At 37.9% G+C, this 18,422-nt stretch carries 21 protein-coding genes; 16 read left to right on the plus strand and 5 right to left on the minus strand.

Going from position 1 to position 18,422, the window contains the following annotated elements; genetic code table 11:
• Window positions 1–88 precede the first annotated feature (88 nt).
• The 5 genes from ACQKEV_RS13655 (at window position 89) to ACQKEV_RS13675 (ending at window position 4,234) form a co-directional block, all read left to right on the plus strand.
• Window positions 89–1,351 carry an erythromycin esterase family protein gene (locus ACQKEV_RS13655; protein WP_427446910.1) on the plus strand — a complete coding sequence of 421 codons (1,263 nt, stop codon included), beginning with the start codon at window positions 89–91 and terminating at the stop codon, window positions 1,349–1,351.
• A 154-nt stretch (window positions 1,352–1,505) separates the two neighbouring features.
• On the plus strand, window positions 1,506–1,907 hold the full coding sequence (locus ACQKEV_RS13660; protein ID WP_427447100.1) for a hypothetical protein: 402 nt from the start codon (window positions 1,506–1,508) through the stop codon (window positions 1,905–1,907).
• A gap of 27 nt (window positions 1,908–1,934) precedes the next feature.
• Window positions 1,935–2,477, plus strand: coding sequence for an AAA family ATPase (locus ACQKEV_RS13665; RefSeq protein WP_427446912.1), 543 nt, complete (start codon window positions 1,935–1,937; stop codon window positions 2,475–2,477).
• Between the two features lie 62 nt (window positions 2,478–2,539).
• Window positions 2,540–2,977: a GNAT family N-acetyltransferase gene (locus ACQKEV_RS13670; protein ID WP_427446914.1), complete on the plus strand. Its 438-nt coding sequence runs from the start codon at window positions 2,540–2,542 to the stop codon at window positions 2,975–2,977.
• A gap of 333 nt (window positions 2,978–3,310) precedes the next feature.
• Window positions 3,311–4,234 carry a patatin-like phospholipase family protein gene (locus ACQKEV_RS13675; RefSeq protein ID WP_427447102.1) on the plus strand — a complete coding sequence of 308 codons (924 nt, stop codon included), beginning with the start codon at window positions 3,311–3,313 and terminating at the stop codon, window positions 4,232–4,234.
• Window positions 4,235–4,413: 179 nt separating this feature from the next.
• On the opposite strand, the gene ACQKEV_RS13680 is transcribed toward ACQKEV_RS13675, so the two are convergent.
• A complete protein-coding gene (locus ACQKEV_RS13680; protein ID WP_427446916.1) occupies window positions 4,414–5,700 on the minus strand; it encodes an ATP-binding protein in 1,287 nt (428 codons plus the stop codon).
• Window positions 5,701–5,966: 266 nt separating this feature from the next.
• Here ACQKEV_RS13680 and ACQKEV_RS13685 point away from each other — a divergent pair, with 266 nt between their 5' ends.
• The 8 genes from ACQKEV_RS13685 to ACQKEV_RS13720 all read left to right on the plus strand — a co-directional run bounded on the left by ACQKEV_RS13685 (window position 5,967) and on the right by ACQKEV_RS13720 (window position 10,508).
• Complete coding sequence (locus ACQKEV_RS13685) at window positions 5,967–6,407, plus strand: MarR family winged helix-turn-helix transcriptional regulator (RefSeq protein ID WP_427446918.1); 441 nt, start codon at window positions 5,967–5,969, stop codon at window positions 6,405–6,407.
• 42 nt (window positions 6,408–6,449) lie between these two features.
• Window positions 6,450–7,085, plus strand: a complete 636-nt coding sequence (locus ACQKEV_RS13690; protein WP_427446920.1) for a nitroreductase family protein — start codon at window positions 6,450–6,452, stop codon at window positions 7,083–7,085.
• A gap of 37 nt (window positions 7,086–7,122) precedes the next feature.
• Window positions 7,123–7,419 (plus strand): putative quinol monooxygenase, encoded by a 297-nt coding sequence (locus tag ACQKEV_RS13695; RefSeq protein WP_427446922.1) that lies wholly within the window; start codon window positions 7,123–7,125, stop codon window positions 7,417–7,419.
• A 152-nt stretch (window positions 7,420–7,571) separates the two neighbouring features.
• Complete coding sequence (locus tag ACQKEV_RS13700) at window positions 7,572–8,024, plus strand: hypothetical protein (RefSeq protein WP_427446924.1); 453 nt, start codon at window positions 7,572–7,574, stop codon at window positions 8,022–8,024.
• A 13-nt stretch (window positions 8,025–8,037) separates the two neighbouring features.
• Window positions 8,038–8,637, plus strand: a complete 600-nt coding sequence (locus tag ACQKEV_RS13705) for a GNAT family N-acetyltransferase (protein WP_427446926.1) — start codon at window positions 8,038–8,040, stop codon at window positions 8,635–8,637.
• 110 nt (window positions 8,638–8,747) lie between these two features.
• Window positions 8,748–9,164 (plus strand): GNAT family N-acetyltransferase, encoded by a 417-nt coding sequence (locus tag ACQKEV_RS13710; protein WP_427447103.1) that lies wholly within the window; start codon window positions 8,748–8,750, stop codon window positions 9,162–9,164.
• Window positions 9,165–9,393: 229 nt separating this feature from the next.
• On the plus strand, window positions 9,394–10,176 hold the full coding sequence (locus ACQKEV_RS13715) for a SurA N-terminal domain-containing protein (RefSeq protein WP_427457941.1): 783 nt from the start codon (window positions 9,394–9,396) through the stop codon (window positions 10,174–10,176).
• 98 nt (window positions 10,177–10,274) lie between these two features.
• A complete protein-coding gene (locus tag ACQKEV_RS13720; RefSeq protein WP_427446930.1) occupies window positions 10,275–10,508 on the plus strand; it encodes a hypothetical protein in 234 nt (77 codons plus the stop codon).
• A gap of 37 nt (window positions 10,509–10,545) precedes the next feature.
• Here the strand turns inward: ACQKEV_RS13720 and ACQKEV_RS13725 are convergent, their stop codons facing one another.
• Both ACQKEV_RS13725 and ACQKEV_RS13730 read right to left on the minus strand, forming a co-directional pair.
• Window positions 10,546–11,091 (minus strand): YdhK family protein, encoded by a 546-nt coding sequence (locus ACQKEV_RS13725; RefSeq protein ID WP_427446932.1) that lies wholly within the window; start codon window positions 11,089–11,091, stop codon window positions 10,546–10,548.
• A 357-nt stretch (window positions 11,092–11,448) separates the two neighbouring features.
• Window positions 11,449–11,961: a DUF3231 family protein gene (locus ACQKEV_RS13730; RefSeq protein ID WP_427446934.1), complete on the minus strand. Its 513-nt coding sequence runs from the start codon at window positions 11,959–11,961 to the stop codon at window positions 11,449–11,451.
• 407 nt (window positions 11,962–12,368) lie between these two features.
• On the opposite strand from ACQKEV_RS13730, the gene ACQKEV_RS13735 reads away from it, so the two are divergent.
• Window positions 12,369–13,211, plus strand: coding sequence for an STAS domain-containing protein (locus ACQKEV_RS13735; protein WP_427446936.1), 843 nt, complete (start codon window positions 12,369–12,371; stop codon window positions 13,209–13,211).
• Window positions 13,212–13,312: 101 nt separating this feature from the next.
• On the opposite strand, the gene ACQKEV_RS13740 is transcribed toward ACQKEV_RS13735, so the two are convergent.
• Both ACQKEV_RS13740 and ACQKEV_RS13745 read right to left on the minus strand, forming a co-directional pair.
• Window positions 13,313–13,516, minus strand: coding sequence for a hypothetical protein (locus ACQKEV_RS13740; RefSeq protein WP_427446938.1), 204 nt, complete (start codon window positions 13,514–13,516; stop codon window positions 13,313–13,315).
• A gap of 500 nt (window positions 13,517–14,016) precedes the next feature.
• Entirely contained in the window at window positions 14,017–14,982 is a 966-nt protein-coding gene (locus tag ACQKEV_RS13745) for a vanadium-dependent haloperoxidase (RefSeq protein ID WP_427446940.1), read from the minus strand.
• 229 nt (window positions 14,983–15,211) lie between these two features.
• On the opposite strand from ACQKEV_RS13745, the gene ACQKEV_RS13750 reads away from it, so the two are divergent.
• Window positions 15,212–17,107 (plus strand): PrkA family serine protein kinase, encoded by a 1,896-nt coding sequence (locus ACQKEV_RS13750; protein ID WP_427446942.1) that lies wholly within the window; start codon window positions 15,212–15,214, stop codon window positions 17,105–17,107.
• A 93-nt stretch (window positions 17,108–17,200) separates the two neighbouring features.
• Window positions 17,201–18,412: a sporulation protein YhbH gene (gene yhbH, locus ACQKEV_RS13755; RefSeq protein ID WP_427446944.1), complete on the plus strand. Its 1,212-nt coding sequence runs from the start codon at window positions 17,201–17,203 to the stop codon at window positions 18,410–18,412.
• Window positions 18,413–18,422: the final 10 nt, after the last annotated feature.

Genomic DNA, 18,422 nt, shown 5'->3' on the forward strand with positions numbered 1-18,422 from the left:
GGGAATTTAGAATGATAAATATAGGAAGTTAAGGAACATTAACAGATATGAGAAAAAACGCAAACTCAACTGAAAAAGGAGTGTTTCGATGAGTTCCCTTGAAGAGTCCATAAAAAAATTTGCCATTCCTTTTGAAACACAACATGATTTAACGACGATTATAGAGGCAATTGGGGATGCAAAAATCATTCTGTTGGGAGAAGCAAGTCATGGTACTTCCGAGTTTTATTCGGTTCGTGCTGAACTGTCAAAAAGGTTGATTGAGGAAAAAGGATTCAACATAATTGCTGTTGAAGGTGATTGGCCATCCAGCCAGCAAGTTAATCAATATATTAAAGGCTACTCAGAAGGAAAAGAAGATGTGAGAGATGTGTTAAAAGCATTCAAACGTTGGCCAACCTGGATGTGGGCAAATGAGGAAATGGCAGAATTTATATCATGGCTTAAGAAACACAATGTAAAAAGTGAAGGAAGTCACCGGGTAGGTTTTTACGGAATAGATATCTATAGTTTGTGGGAATCACTGGACGAAGTCATCACTTATTTAAGCAACACAAATCCTGAAAGTGAGGATCTGGAACTGGCCAAAAAAGCATTTGCTTGTTTTGAACCATTCAACCGCCATCCCGAAACGTACGCTATGTCGTCCATCAACATTTCCGAAGCTTGTGTGGATGAAGTGTCGAAGCTCCTAAAATCAATCAGAGCTCATGAAAAGAACTATCATCATGTTCAGGAAGCCGATTTGAACTTGAAAATCAATGCAATGGTAGCGCAAAACGCCGAAGAATATTACCGAGCTATGGTACGGAGTGATGAAATTTCCTGGAATGTACGTGATGAACATATGGTGGAAGTGATTAATGAAGTCATGGACTATCATGGACCCGATGCAAAAATCATCATTTGGGAACACAACACACATATCGGGGATGCTTCAGCAATGTATATGGAAGCGGCTGGAATGGTGAACGTAGGGCAGATTCTCCGTCTGCAGAACAGAAAAGAAAATGTCTACTCAGTAGGGTTTGGAACATATAAAGGAACAGTGATCGCAGCGGATCAGTGGGCAGAGCCATTTAAAATAATGGAAGTGCCAGCTGCCATAAAAAAATCATGGGAACACGCTATGCATGTAGCCGGCGATTTCAATAAGTTGTTGATATTCAATGATGAAAATCGCTACTTGTTTGATGAATGGATAGGTCATCGAGCAATTGGCGTGGTCTACAATCCTGAGTTTGAAGCTTACGGAAATTATGTACCTTCCAAAATGGGAAGCCGTTATGACGCATTCATTTATCTAGAAGAAACCAAAGCTCTAAAACCAATTGAATATGACAACTCATGATTTTCTGGGTCATAATGAAAATTTCACTGCACCGTATTATGCGGTGTTTTTTTATGTTTTAATTTCACGGAATCAAAAATGAAATAATGGTAAAATGTAACAATAACATTTGCATTACGACTAATCTGAAAAGAGGTGTTGTCAGTTGAAAAGAGTGTTGTCTGTTCCAGTAATATTTACTGTTGTTATTTTCGTTTTAGCAGGCTGTTCACAAGGAAGCTCAAGTGGAAATTCTCGAGCGGAATCAGTAACTGTTACACCGGGAAATCCTGATGCCAACGAAATACTTGGTTTAAATTCTGAAGCGGATATCTTTCAATGGGGCGATATTATATACACAACAAATGTTGAATGGGTAGAAAAACTTGAATTAACAAAGGATGAACAAATTGGTGAGATTACAAAAAACTCAACTAATCCCGATGATTTTATAAATGGGACAGCCAATAAATTGCCAGTCGGGACAAAAATATTTTCTGTAAAAGAAGATGGCGGATTCCTCCTTGTTGAGTACAATCAGCAACTTAAAAAATATTTGATGCTTGTAGAAGGATGAAGCAACTTGAAAAGGATGGGCGAAAGTATGATTATCATGATAAATGGAGCGTTTGGAGTGGGGAAAACAACCGTTTCCAATGAACTTCAGAAAGTAGTCGAAAATAGTATGATTTTCGATCCGGAAGAAATCGGTACTATGTTAGGCAAGATTCTCCCAGTAGATATTATTGCTCTTGAAGCGAAAACAGGAGATTTTCAAGATTTGGAGTTATGGAGAAAATTTACCGTTACCGTAGCTGGGCATCTAATCGCACAGTATAAAATGGACTTGATTGTTCCAATGACCATTCGGAAAGTCGAATATTTCAATTACATTATTGAAGGGTTAAAGCAGATTGATGAACAAACTTATCATTATTGTTTAACAGCAACAGAGGGAACTATATTCAATAGACTTAAGGAACGAGGAGAGGAAGAAGGAAACTGGTGCTTTCAACAAACATCGAAATGCCTAAATGCTTTTAAAGAACATGATTTTGGGGAGTACATCAATACGGAGAACGTTCCTGTACATACGATTGTTCAAATTATAAAGGAAAAACTAAGAACAGTAGAAGCTGTTAAATAGATGAAGACTTTTGTGTTACATGGGGACTTGTGACGGAAACTAATTTTGACGGAGGAATGAAGATGGATGATTCAACCCATAAAATCTTAGAACTAACCAGAACAGATCAATTCGAAACTGCATTTCCACTAATGAAACAGTTAAGATTGGATTTGACGATGGAGTCTTTTCAAGAATTACTCGGACAAATGACAAAAGACGGATATCGACTTTTTGCCCTATTTGCTCAAAATCAAATCGTAGCTTTGGCAGGCGTAAGCTTGAGAACAAATTTTTACAGCGGCCGCCACGTTTATATATATGATTTAGTGACGGACGTCTCAAAACGCTCACATGGGTATGGGGAGTCATTATTAAATTTTGTTCACGAGTGGGCAAAAGAAAATGGTGCAGAATTTGTAGCGCTGGAATCGGGAATCCAAAGAGCCGATGCTCATAGGTTCTATGAAGATCGAATGGATTATGATAAATGGTGTTTTTCGTTCAGAAAAAAATTATAGATGATGATGAAAACACCTCCTAACTGCATTATTCCTGATGGGAGGTGTCTTGAATTTGAATATTTTTCTCGGAAGGAATTAGGAGATAATTGGTTAGTTGCCCCAATCACGGGGAAAGTTGCCCCTATAACACCAATAGTTGCCCCAATATCTCGAAAAGTTGCCCCAATACATCAAACGAAAACATGAGTGAAGCCTTCCAAACCTAGCGAGGAAGGCTTTTCACTTCTTTTAATATGCTTTTGCCCAATAAAATCATTGTCGAATTAAGTTCTAAATCGACATCTTTCTTATTACATTGAATCAACGACAAAATGAGGGAGAGCGTTGACAATGATAATTGACGGGGTCTTTTCAGGTGGTGGTTTGAAGGATTTCGCAATGGTTGGGGCGTATCAGGTGTTGGAGGAGAAAGGGTATCGTTTTGAGCGAGTTGCGGGAACAAGCGCAGGGGCTATTCTTGCTTGTTTCATAGCAGCAGGGTATTCAGCCAAGGAAATTGAAACCATGCTGGATGAGCAGGATTTTAAGGCCCTACTGGATCCAAGAAGGACCATTATTCCGTTGCCCATCATGAAATGGTTCTCTCTTTATTTTAAGATGGGACTCTACCAAGGCAAGGCATTAGAAGATTGGTTTTTTAAGAAGCTTGCAGCAAAAGGTGTGTATACATTTGGTGATTTACCACCTGAATCTTTAAAAGTAATTGCTTCAGATTTAACGAATGGCAAAATCATGGTACTGCCAGATGACTTACCTAACTATGGGATATCTCCAGAAACATTTCCACTTGCACGTGCTTTACGAATGAGTTGCGGTATTCCGTTCTTCTTTGAACCTGTGAAATTGAAAGTAGGATATGGAGATACGATCATTGTGGATGGGGGAGTGCTGAGCAATTTTCCGATGTGGTTATTCGAGAATCGAGACCAGAGTAGAAAACGTCCATTACTCGGCTTGAAAATAGCACGGGGGCATGATGGTTCGCAAGGTCATAAAATTAACAATGGTCTTCAATTGTTTGAAGCGCTCTTTTCCACGATGCAAAATGCACATGATGAAAAATACATTTCCCGAAAACACGAAAAAGATATTATTTTCATTCCCGTGGACGATGTGAGTGCAACGCAGTTTGACTTGGATGATGAAATGAAAGAAGCGTTGATCGAGAGAGGGCGCATTAGCACAGAGAAATTCTTGAAGACTTGGACACCTAACGCTGGACAGAAAACTTTTCAGATGACGAACCGGCTATAATATAATTTACTTTCAAAATTTAATTCTAATGTTGGGAACCTTCGATTGTATAATAGAAGGTTTCTTTTTTTATAGAATAAAAAATGCACGCCGTCCTCCTACGGTTTTACTTATGTTGCTGAGACATAAGTAAAGCCGTAGGAGATGCGTACAATCTTTTCATAAGAAACTTAGCAAAATTATAAAACTGCTTGCAATTTTGATTTAGGTAACAAAACTTCCACGCTAGTTCCTTGGTTCACTTCGCTTGAAAAAGTAATCGTTCCTTTATGGCTCTCAATAATGCTAAAACTAACCGTCATTCCTAATCCAATGCCTTTTTCTTTTACGCTATAGTACGGCTCGCCAATGTACTTCAAACGGTTTTCATCAATGCCGCAGCCATTGTCTTCAAACGTAACCGTAAAATAGTTTTCATCTTTATCAGCTATAGTGATATTGACTTCACCCTGTGTAGCGATTGCATCCATTGCATTTTTTAGAATATTGATAAATACCTGTTTTAATTTACTATCATTACAATATGTTTCGAAGTTTTCTATCTCAACTAAGTTAAGTTGAATATTTTGAAGAGATGCTTCTGTCGACAACAATTGAATGACTTCTTTCACAATCGTATTTATGTTCTTGTTAGTGAAAATAACATCCGATGGTCTGGAGACAATCAATAGCTCGTTAACGATGGTATTAATTCGATCTATTTCATCAATCAGCATGTCGGTATGTGGTTCAAGATTAAGTGTTTGATCTTTCCCCATCTGTAGAAATCCTTTAATGGTGGTCAATGGATTTCGAATTTCGTGAGCAATGCCTGCAGCCAATTCCCCAATCACAGACATTTTTTCTGTCTGTCTCAACATACTTTCCGTTTCCTTTAAAGCGGTAATATCCCGCCCGATGACAACCAGTCCTTTTCTCGAACCGTCCGGATTGAAAATGGGAATTTTAAATGCATCGAATGTTTTGCTTGAGCCATCTCTTAATGGAATGGTTTCTTCACAGCGAGTGACTTTCCCGGCTCTCCATGCTTCCTCGTCAGTATCGATACAATAAATCAATGCATCATGATAAAAGTCAGTGTAAGTGGCCATTTCTTTATCGGTCTTTCCCCTGTAATCAACGCCTTCAAGTTCGAATAATTGAGCGCCGAATTTATTAATTTGAAGCCATTTCCCTTCACCGTCTTTAAATGAAACAGCATCTGGCATGGTATCTATTAACAATGTGAGCTTCTCTTTTTCTTCTTCAATCAGTTTTGTATTTCTTAAATTATTAACAAAAACAAACAAAAGCATGGAGGTAAAGAAAACGAATAACAGACTTTTAAAAGTCTGGAAAAACAGGACATTTTCAGAGATTGTGTTGATAGAATCTTGTAATAAATAATCTGATCCGAAAACCCAAATAGGACCTATTATTAAGTAGATAAAAGGAATGAATCTGTAAATATCGTGGCTTTTTTTCATTGAGGGACTCCTTAAATTGTGGAAAGTTTGACTCTGTTTAGTTATATTGTCACATATAAAAGAAATTGTAGCAATTATGCCTGGGCGTTCTAATTGAAATGTCGAACATTTGAGATGTAAAAAGCTTTAGGTTGTCAGATTGGAGATTTCTTTTTTTGATTGGAATGTAATGTCTAGACTTAATTAGTTGATATTTAAATAGAAATGTAATATATTAATTGACGGGTCAATGATTGACCTATCAATTATCGAAAGTGGTGGATACAATGTCCAACTCATGTTCCGACGAGGGAAAAATCGTCTATCGACTGTATGAGATAAATAAACAAACAAGCCCAAAGTTTGAGCGATGTACAGGCATCAGTCAATCCCGGTTGGATTTGTTGACCAAACTGTTCGAAGTAGATGAAATCAGTCAGACCGAGCTACAAAAAGAAGTGAACATAGATCATGCTGCTGTAACCAGGCACTTAAAGCAACTCGAAGAAAAGGGATTGGTCTCACGACGCAAAAATCCAGCAGATAATCGTTTCACATTTGTTCGGTTGACAGACGCAGGTCGCGAAAGAATCGTTGCATACCAAGACGAGAAACAGCAATTCATTTCTAAAGTTTTAACTGGATTCAATGCAAAGGAACGTTCTTTGCTTTTAAATATGCTTACTCGAATCCAGGACAATGTCTCAAAAATTGATCCAAACGATTAGTTGTAAAGCAGCAAACTAATGTAAAAATAAAGGAGAATTTAAATGAACAAAACACTTATTAATGACTTTAATGAAATCGTAACAGGACGTCGTTCGATTCGTAATTATGATCCTGCAGTTAAAATCAGTCGTGAAGAAATGACTGAAATATTAACAACAGCCACGCTTGCCCCTTCATCCGTTAATCTCCAACCTTGGCGTTTTGTAGTCATCGACAGCCTTGAAGGCAAAGCGACATTGGCTCCACTGGCCAAATTCAATCAGAACCAAGTGGCAACTTCTGCAGCAATGATTGCCGTGTTTGCAGATATGAATAGTATCGACTATGCGGACGACATTTATGGGAAAGCTGTAGAACAAGGTCTGATGCCGGCTGAAGTCAGAGATGCACAATTGCCAGCTATAAAAGGTTTGGTGTCTACATTGCCACCGGAACAATTGAAGGAAATGAACTTGATTGATGCCGGTTTAGTATCGATGCAACTAATGCTCGCAGCTAGAGCTCACGGCTATGACACTAATCCAATCGGAGGCTACGAAAAGGATCAAATTGCGGAAGCCTTCGGATTGGATAAAGAGCGTTACTACCCCGTTATGCTCATTTCAATTGGAAAAGCGGTAGATAAAGGGTATCAATCTGTCCGTCTCCCTGTGGATGCCATCACAGAATGGAAATAAAAATCACCCAAATTTAGAAGAGAAAAGGACGAATACAATGATACTTATTCACGCTGGATTTCAGGTACAAGCAGACAAAGAACAATCATTTCTAGAAGAAATACGCACACTGATTACCGCTTCTCGAAATGAAAATGGGAATGTTTCATATGACTTAATGAGAGATACAGAAAAAGAACACGTATACATGATGGTCGAGGTATGGCAGGATATGAATTCTGTTGAAATTCATAACAAGAGTGATCACTTCACTACATTTGTAAGTAAAGCTCCTCAATATTTAGCCGCACCATTGAGTGTGAAAATTTACGAAGGTAATGAGAGAATCCAATAATATAATGACATCAAGGCACATCCACTGATTTTGGAGGTGTCTTTTTTCTGTTTAAGCTTTGCAAATGAAGTGGCAATAGAGGGATTTTATTTATAGGTGAAGAAGTTACTCTTATTATTGCGATTAAGAGATTGATAAAAGTAGGTGCAAACATGCAGGAAATTAAACTAGCAAAATGGGTACTAGAAGTCGATGTGGAACAGACACGAGAATTTTATAGCAAAGATTTTGAGATATGTGGATGTCTAAACTGTACAAACTTTTTTGAGTCTATCAAAAATGTAGAACCTTCGGTAGCAGATGTGTTTGAAAATCTGGGAATTGATCCATTAAAACCTGGACATCTTTCGGATTTTCGGGCAATGGAGGAAGGTAAGCATGAATACATAGGGAGTTATCACTTCATCGGCAAGGTGTTAAACGGAGATTTGTGCAACAAGGAAAATTGGAACGCTTCGAATACAGTTCAACTAAAAAACTTTACAATTGGTTTTTCAAATGACTTGGACTTTGTGCCAGAAGACTTCCCGTATCCTCTCGTACAGATGGAATTTGTAGCTTTAATGTCGTGGGTTCTTCAAGATGAAACGGAAAAATTAAATTAAAGGAGGCGAGCACATGATTAATTTTTACGGAACACAAACGTTGAAAACCAATCGATTGATCCTTAGAAAAATAGTCGAGAAGGATGCACCTAGCTTCTTCAACAATTGGATGTCTGATGACCGGGTTACGGATAATCTCATCAAAGGAGCGCACAAATCAATCTCGGAGTCAGTCGAGAGGGTCACGAATATTGTTAATGAATATGAGGATCAAGAATTTTGCTACTGGGGAATTGAATTAACAGCAACAGGAGATTTAATTGGATCAATCGATTTTTATAATTTTGACGATACCACAGAAAATTGTGAGGTTGGATTTTCACTTGGCTATGACTGGTGGAATCAAGGATATGGAACTGAAGCGTTGAAAGCTGTTTTGGAATTTGGCTTCCAGCATATGAATATTCATAAGATATCTGCAGCTCATAACACTGATAATCCTGCATCCGGAAAAATCATGCAAAAAGCTGGAATGGAACAAGAAGGATTGATCCGGCATATGATTCTCAATGCTAAAAATCAATACAAAGACTGTGCCGTCTATGGAATTCTCCAAGAAGATTATTTAGTTCTAATGAAGAAAAGTATCGGGGTGAATGCTCAATGTCGATGAAACCCGATTTAAATGATTTAGTATTAAGAGATCGAGATGATGGAACTTCCTTGGTAAACGAAGTGAGTCTGGAAAGAGCAACAATAAATGATGCCGAGGCTCTATTTGATATGCAAGTTAGAGCATTTACACCACTCTTGGAAAAGTATAAGGATTACACTATTAACCCAGCGAACGAAACAATCGAACGCGTTATTACTCGAATAACTAATCCTAATGGTGTGTTTTATAAAATTTGGTTGGACACTAAATTTGTAGGAGCCATCTGTATTTTTTGGAAAGAAGATGTTCGTTTTTGGATAAGTCCTATGTTTATCCTTCCTGAATATCAAGGCCAAGGTGTAGCGAAAAAAGCAATCCTTCTAGCCGAGGAAAGATTCCCTCACGCATTGAGCTGGGAGCTAGCAACAATCTTAGAGGAAAAGCGTAACTGTCATCTCTATGAAAAAATGGGATATGTCCTAACAGGAGAAAAACGAAGAATTAATGAACACACTACGCTAGTCTTCTATAAAAAGGGTATGTGAATGAATATTTAATTGAAAGAAATCGAAATTGTTAGGTGTGTATGCGAAAAAAATAAAATAGTATCATTAATCTTCATGCCAAACCTAATTATGGTCCACATATGACAAAGAGATAACAATTCGATGACACGAAGGGGTATTGGTTTAACTTTTCATGAATGTCCGTTAAGATGCAATCTATGCGTGGTCATAAACGCGTAGTTTTGAATCGAAAGGGGTTTACATGAGAATGAATATGAAAAAATTATTATTACCTCTAGCAGCAGGTGCATTAGCTTTAAGTTTATCTGCTTGTAATGACGAAGATAAAGCAACAAAGGAAGAAAAGCCACAAGAAGAAACGAAGCAGGAAGCGGCGAAAGCACCAACTGAAAAAGATCAGGCAGCAGCTGCTAAAGAAATGCAGAAGAAAATGGCTGAGCAGGAAGTTGACGAGAAAAAAGTAGTAGCAGTCGTTAATGATGAAGAATTAAAAGGTGACCAATATAATGCGGCGTTGGCTTCAATTCAAGGTCAAATGCAACAGTCAGGTCAAGATCCGAGTAGTAAAGAAGCTGCAGAGCAGGTGAAAAAACAAGTACTGGATTCTCTTGTAGGTCAAACGTTGATTTTACAAAAAGCGAAAGAAGCGAAAATCACAGCTACTGAAAAAGAAATTGATGAAAGATATAAAACTTTTGAAGAGCAATACGGTGGCGAAGAAGCGATGAATAAAGCACTGGAAGCACAAAGCATGGACTCGAAGATGTTAAAAGACCAAATTGCTGAATCGATTCTATTTGAAAAATATCAGGATAAAGTAGTGCCTGCCAAAGAAGTAACAGAAAAAGAAATTAAAGATTATTACGATCAATCTGCATCACAAGCAAAAGCAGCAGGACAAGAGCTTCCTCCACTTGAAGAAGCTAAAGAAGAGATCAAAGGAATTCTTCAACAACAACAGCAACAAGAACTATTGGCAAAACATGTTGAAGAGTTAAAAGCTGACGCTAAAATTGAATTGAAAATCTAATAAATTAAAACTTTAATGCCTCCCATTATTCTAATAATAGGGAGGCTTTTGCATGGGTATACTTAGACAATCCAAATAAAAAGCAGGAGCTATATGTTATGAAAGAATTTAAAATTACTTATTTTTTTGACGAAGAGCATTACATTCGACGATTTATCCATGTGGAATCCATGGAAATTGCGGAAGAGTTGATACAAAGTGAAAGGGATCAATATATATCATTTCGCGATAGCAGAGGCATATATCATGAGCTGAATACTCGAAATGTCCGAGTGGTCCAACTTTCCGAATACCATCGAATCGATAAAAGCCAAAAAAGAGAGAAACGATGACGATCTCGCCGTTTCTCTCTTTTAGTTTTGGGGGCAATTATTCAGCAGTAAGTTCACTTTCAGTAACCCACATATGGTTCTTCACTTCTTCACCACTGTCAGTAGAGATGTAATCTACCATATAAACAGTTGTTTGTTCGGCTGAATCAACTTTTGCCGTTGCGCCTTTCATGCCTTCCATATGATCTGCCTCAACGATAACTTCATCACCAGCTTTATATGGATCAGCAGTAGCGTCTTTTATTTCTTCATGAATAATCCATTTATGATCTTTCACTTTTTCTCCACCAGTAGTAGGTGTGTAGGAAATTGTGTAAACAGTCGTATCGTAAGCTCCTACGATTGTTGCTTCGGCATCTTTCATGCCTTTCATATGAGCATTCGTAATTGTTGCTTTGCTACCAACTTCAAAAGTAGGATTTGTTGCTTCTTTTAAACCTTCAGGAACCTCACCAGAACTTGAATGAGAGTCGCCATGATCCATTTCTTCATGATTAGCTTCCTTGTCACTGCTTGTATCATTTCCACATCCACTTAAAACCACCATTGCCGCAGCACTTAAATAGAGAAGTTTCTTTTTCATTAGTACTTACACCTCTTATTTTTGAATTTGTTAAAGGTAGTATACCCTAATAGGGTATGTATTGAAAAGAATTAGTCAGACAATATGTAAGATCTCGACATTACAGGTCATAAAGTGATCACAATATAACCAGGTTGACAGAATGGAGCTCCAGGTAGACAGTTCAGCATTCCAGGTAGACAGAATCGAGTTCCAGGTAGACAGTTCCACATTCCAGGTTGCACAAAATACAATAAGGCTTTAAATAGTTCACATGCGGAAACTTCTGAGTGTCAATATTATGATTTAAAAACCCTTGAATAACTCATTGAGTATTCAAGGGCTGAAGTGTATAAGGCTTTAATTATTAGTGTGTTGTTAGTGTGTTGCGGCTGGTGACACATTTAGTGGAGGAGGAATCAACCATGCTTTCTCTTTGTTCATTCTCAATAATTTCGCACCAAATTGTACTTTGTTTGAATGGAACTTGCCAAACATCATCCCAATATCTTCGCGGATGGCTTGGCCAATAATCATACTGCATCCCACTAGCCCTTGGGCTGCATTTACAGATAGGATGGCACTGATTTCTGGATCCGTAATTCGTGCTCCAACAGGGATTTCGTCCGCTGTTGCGATTGGGCGATCAGGCAAGGCAGGGGGAATTGCAATACCATTGGCTTTCAATAATTCTGATGCTTCTTGATTCTCGTCCTTCATGGCTTTAACCGCATCTTCAAGCATGCTTCCCAGGTCTCTGTCCCCAACATGATTAATAAACGCTTGGTACAAACTGATTAACCCATTGTTGGATGCAATATAAGACCAGACTCCAAATACTTCACCTTCATGCAAAGGTTCATTTTTAGGATTACCACTTAAAATACCCATTCACTATTCCTCCTCATGAATTAAACATTCTCCTTGGAGCGGAGAAAATTACATGTGTATTATGTGTGACCAATGGAATGTTATGCGGGCTTTGTTAGCTAAAAAACATGGCTTAATGCAAAGTAATCATTTTTAATTTTAAATTTCAAACATGACCATGCGAAAACAAAAACATTATATGTTTCAGTTCCTGTAGAAGAGAATGAAACAGATAAGATATAAAACAAAAGAGGCTAACTTCGCAGTTAGTCTCTTTTGTTTTATATGTAGAACTCAAAGCTATCAAAATATACATCTGCTAAAATTTTACGAAACACTAAAAATCCGATATCATAAGTAATAATTTAACATTTGGAAATAATCAAATATAAATTTAAAACTACTTCACATAAAGGAGTACACTCCAGATGTCTACATTCGCATTATTAAACAATCTTAAAGAACAGGCAGATCAAATTACGGAAGATTGGTTGAATGCCAGAGCGAAAGAACCAGGTTCTTTCTATTCTTGTGAAACTTCACCGGATGTTGAAAGACTCTTGAGAAAGCAACATAAACAAACCGTTCAATTATTGATATCGAGCTTAAATGAGGATGAAATTGAATTTCAGGAAAAGCTAGAGGATTGGGCGCAAACTGTCGCAATGTCGCGAGTGGAAAACAGGATAGCCATACATGTAGTCGTTGAATTTCTAGGAAAAACGAGAGTACTCTTTTGGCGATATATTCAACGATTTATCCATGATACGAATGAGGATATTAACAAAATACATGTGGCAGAATGGAGTGAGATTCTTCATTCTGGATTTGACGAGATGATTGTAAAATTCACGACATATTACCATGAATTTAACGAAAAACGATTATCCGAGCATCAGGCATTGATTAAGTTACTTGAAATTCCACTCATCAAGATATGTGATAAAGTTTCCGTACTACCGTTAATCGGCATCATTAACTCAGAACGTGGGTTATCTTTATTGAATGATATTCCATTAAAGTGCAGTGAGAATCAGGTAGAAAGTCTAATCATCGATCTTTCTGGTGTAATCGAAATCGAAGAGGCTGTCGCATTTCAGTTAACTCAACTTGTCCAAGTGTTGAACTTGATGGGCATTGAAAGTTATATTTCTGGTATTCGGCCGGAAGTTGCTAGAAAAGCCATTAGCTTTGGGGAAGATTTTCACACCATCACTAAAATTTCATCTGTTCAAGAAGTCATTGGAAAGCATACAGTGGTTAAAGTTTAAGGGTATTAGGAAGTTCACTGCAATTAAGTTGGGAAAATAGGACACCTCCAATTAGCTATTCAATTGGAGGTGTCTTTTCTTCTATTCAATTTCACGATACCTTAAGATTTGTAAGATTTTTCTCGTTCACTTCTTTTACGATGATTCGATGTCATTGGCTCATGTTTTGGTTTTAAGAATCCCTGTTCCACGAACTCCATTGATATCTCTTCTTTTGGTGAAGTCGCATTAAAATCTTTCTTCTTTGGTGTTTGAGACAAGGGACTTGTAAAGTTAATTGCTCCTTTATGATTGTCACTTCCCATCAAAAAACCTCCTCAAAAGTATCGTTCCTTCTTAACATGGTTTTAAAAGACGGATTCATTCTTCAAATTTTAAAAAATATGTCATGTAGAAAGAAATTTTTTAAAAAGATTATAGCTCGACACTTTGTAGCTTATGTCCAGTTAGAATCATTTTCTGTCCAGTCATCAATGATTTCTGTCCATTCACTCAAAATTGCCTGTCTCCTTAAAATAAAAAAAAGAGTAAAATGAGTCGATTTTCTAACCTTTTATGCCTTAACAATTCTATCAAAAGCTAATAGCGGATGTTTACTATTAAATGATTGTAGTGGAAGGCGGCGACTCCAGCGGGAATAGCGTGTTCAGGTGAGACCCCGCAGGAGCTAGCGACGAGGAGGCTCACGAACCGCCCGCGGAAAGCGTCCGCTTGAAACGGAAATCAACGTAATTGTTTTACAAGAGCAAACTTTAATAGAGGGCTGCTCTCAGAAGTCATTTAAAATGAATTAATGGTCGTTTCACTAAAAATGCCATGGTGACTTGCGAGGGATATGTTTTTGATGAGATTTCTGATCTTCTATTGATTCCAATGATTCCATCCATGGATCTATGGATTCTATAGATTCCATTAATTCTTTAGATTCTTTCGATTTTTTGACTTTTAATCGAGACGTACAATCATCTTTAAAATCAAAGTGAATGACCTGCTTGTAATCATCCGGTGAAATATTGGCGTTTCGGTATTCTCGATAAGGATGATCAATGGAGTTGCCATCTTCATTTTTCTGTGTCTTTAAGTGATCCACTATCATATTTCCAATATATCTCCCTAAATTCAAGCCCTCGCTGTTATCGACTTCAAAATGAACTCCTGCATATAAACGGCTGTACGCATCGTCGAAAGCGATTTTGCGCAATTTTTTTGCTTCCATTGGGAAGAAATAGCTTAACACTACTTCTGCACAGCCAGACATGCTGGCGTGGCCAGAAGGATAGGATGGAAATCTCGGCGTACAAAGAATCGTCTCCATCTCTTCGTCACATTGATTTGGTCTAGCAACATCCCATTTATACTTCAATTCCCAGACGACAATCATGGTGTCATTTATAGCCATTTGTACCGCAGCTATTATTCTGCTGGCATAGACAGGACTGACACCATAGGTATCTACTAGACGGTCAATAATGGGAGTCCATTGTTTGGTAGGGGCACCAGTTCCATAAAAAATGGCCAATTGTTCTTGATTGTGTGTCAGATGGCTGAGCGTACGTTGAACAATCTTTAATTCTTTTTCGAAATCAATCGCACTGGGTTTTTTAATTGGGAAATGCATGATGGTGCCGTTTGGATTTAGGAAGTTCTTATCTTTATCTCTTTTTAAATAATTCAAGGACCAAGATCCTGCAGATGGTGTAACAGGATTTACCGGTAATCTCTTTTCACCTGCGTAAGGCACTTCGGACCATCGCAAATAATTTTTCTTCAATTTTTCATCTCCAATCAATTATTCTTTTAACCAATGTATGAGAGGAAGATCATGAGTGTGTTTTCAAGGCTTTACACAATATGAAAAGGATGAGTAAAGGTACCTTCATGAATGTTTTTTTTTTTTGAAAGTTCTTTAAGCGGAATGAGTCAATTGTGAAAAGTCCCGGTTATCAGAAGTTGTCTCATTTCATACTATGAATAAATCAAACCCTGACTGGAGGGAAAAAATGGATATTCTGAATAAGGTGAAGAGCTTCCGAGAAGAAGAAAACAGCTTGAAGTGGGAAGGCACATTTGCTGAATACTTGGCCATTGTAAAAGAAAGACCAGAAGTTGCCCAATCGGCTCATTCACGTGTTTATAATATGATCAATAGCCATGGGTTGACGGAAAAGAATGGACATAAACTGTACCATTTTTTTGGTGAAGAAATATTCGGACTTGAAACATCCATAGAACGACTTGTGGAAGAGTACTTTCACCCTGCGGCAAAAAGATTGGATGTTCGAAAGCGTATTTTATTATTGATGGGTCCTGTAAGTGGCGGTAAATCTACGATTGTGACATTGTTGAAACGTGGCTTTGAAAAATATTCAAAAACCGATGAAGGTGCGGTTTACGCGATAAAAGGTTGTCCGATGCATGAAGATCCACTTCACCTCATTCCCCACGAATTACGTGATGAATTTTTTGAAGAGTATGGTGTCCGTATTGAAGGCAGCTTATCTCCTCTGAATACGATGCGTTTGGAGAAAGATTACAAAGGACGTCTGGAAAATGTAATGGTGGAGCGAATCTTCTTCTCTGAAGACAAACGAGTAGGGATTGGGACTTATACACCATCAGATCCAAAATCACAGGATATTGCAGATTTAACAGGAAGTATTGATTTTTCAACAATTGCCGAATTCGGGGCGGAATCAGATCCACGCGCTTATCGATTTGACGGGGAACTGAATAAAGCGAACCGCGGAATGATGGAATTCCAGGAGATGTTGAAACTCGATGAAAAATTCCTTTGGCTGTTGTTATCTTTAACCCAGGAAGGAAACTTCAAGGCAGGAAGGTTTGCATTAATCAGTGCGGATGAACTCATCGTCGCGCATACAAATGAAACCGAGTATGCTTCGTTTATTTCGAATAAGAAGAATGAAGCACTGCATTCCCGAATTATTGTCATGCCAATTCCGTATAACCTGAAAGTGAGTCAAGAAGAACGGATTTATGAAAAAATGATCAGGGAAAGCGACATGACTCATATTCACATTGCTCCTCAGGCTTTGCGCGCTGCCGCCATTTTTTCTGTACTCACTAGGTTGGAACCACCTAAAAAACAAGGCATTGATCTTGTGAAGAAAATGCGTCTCTATGACGGGGAAAATGTAGAAGGCTTTAATCAAATCGATGTGGAGGAACTGCAGAAGGAATATCCGAATGAGGGCATGAACGGGATTGATCCTCGTTACGTGATTAACCGCATATCTTCAGCCATTATCCGCAAAGAAGTCCCTTCAGTTAACGCGCTGGATGTTTTGCGTGCTTTGAAAGATGGTCTGGACCAACATGCTTCCATCACACAAGAAGATCGTGAGAAATACTTGAATTATATTTCCATTGCTAGAAGGGAATATGATGAGATCGCCAAGAAAGAAATTCAAAAAGCCTTTGTGTATTCCTATGAAGAGTCAGCCATCACATTAATGGATAATTACTTGGACAATGTAGAAGCCTACTGCAATAAAAATAAAATTAGAGATACATTGACCGGAGAAGAAATGAATCCAGATGAAAAACTGATGCGTTCTATTGAAGAACAAATTGGTATCTCCGAAAATGCGAAAAAAGCGTTCAGGGAAGAAATTCTCATTCGTCTTTCTGCCTACGCAAGAAAAGGTAAACGCTTTGAATACAACTCACATGAGAGATTACGTGAAGCGATTCAGAAGAAACTTTTTGCGGATTTAAAAGATGTAGTGAAAATTACAACATCGTCTAAAACTCCTGATGAATCACAGCTTAAAAAGATAAATGAAGTAGTTGCCAGACTGATTGATGAACATGGCTATAACTCAATTTCAGCCAATGAATTACTGCGTTACGTGGGAAGCCTGCTGAATCGATAAGGAGATGTATAAGTGAAAAAACAAGGCGAATGAGAAGAATTCGTCTTGTTTTTTTCTTACCCTCTGAAGTCAATAACTTGTTCGCCAACGCATATGATACTGAAATTAAAAACTTTTAATACTGGATGGGTGTGGGTGGAATTGAACGAAAAACCAAATAGTCGTTTTGTCATCTCACAGGAAGACTGGTCGCTCCATCGAAAAGGCTATCAAGATCAACAGCGTCATATGGATAAAGTCAAAGAAGCCATTAAAAACAATTTGCCGGACTTAATCAGTGAGGAAAGCATCGTCATGTCGAACGGGCGGGATGTCATAAAAATTCCGATTCGCTCATTGGATGAGTACAAAATTCGCTACAATTACGACAAGTCGAAACATGTGGGGCAAGGCAACGGTGATAGCCAGGTAGGAGATATCGTCGCCCGTGGTTCTGGGGAAGGAAAACCAGCTTCAGGGCAAGGGAAACAAGCAGGGGATCAAGCCGGTAAGGATTACTATGAAGTGGAAATTACCATGGAAGAGCTGGAAAGTGCTCTTTTCAATGAACTTGAGTTACCGAATTTAAAGCAAAAAGAACAAGCTCAAATTACCAAAGAGAAAATAGAATTCAATGATATTCGTAAAAAAGGGCTCATGGGCAATATCGATAAAAAACGCACGATTTTAACAGCGATTAAACGCAACGCAGCGAATGGAAAAGCGGAAATTTCACCAATTCATAATGAAGATTTACGATTCAAAACGTGGAATGAAGAAATAAAACCGGAATCTAAAGCAGTTGTGCTTGCGATGATGGATACGAGTGCATCCATGGGGCCATTTGAAAAATATGTAGCACGTAGCTTTTTTTTCTGGATGACCAAATTTCTCCGAACCAAATACGAAACCGTAGAGATCGAATTTATCGCCCATCATACAGAAGCAAAAGTTGTTACGGAAGAGAACTTTTTTACAAAAGGTGAAAGTGGAGGCACCATTTGTTCATCTGCTTATCAAAAAGCGTTGGAACTTATTGAACAAAAATATCATCCTTCACGATTCAATATTTACCCGTTCCATTTTTCAGACGGTGAAAACATGTCAAATGATAATGAAAGATGCTTGAAATTGGTTAATGAACTAATGTCAGTCTCGAGCATGTTTGGCTATGGAGAAGTAAATCCAAATAATCGATATTCTACATTAATGTCAACTTATAAAAAAATTTCAAATCCGAAATTCCGCCATTATATATTGAGCGAAAAACATGATGTTTATAAAGCGCTAAAAAGCTTTTTCCAAAAAGAAATAACTTCCGTTTGAAATGGTTCAT

Origin of the sequence: Paenisporosarcina sp. NPDC076907, assembly GCF_050269735.1 — a bacterium.
Lineage (GTDB): Bacteria > Bacillota > Bacilli > Bacillales_A > Planococcaceae > Paenisporosarcina.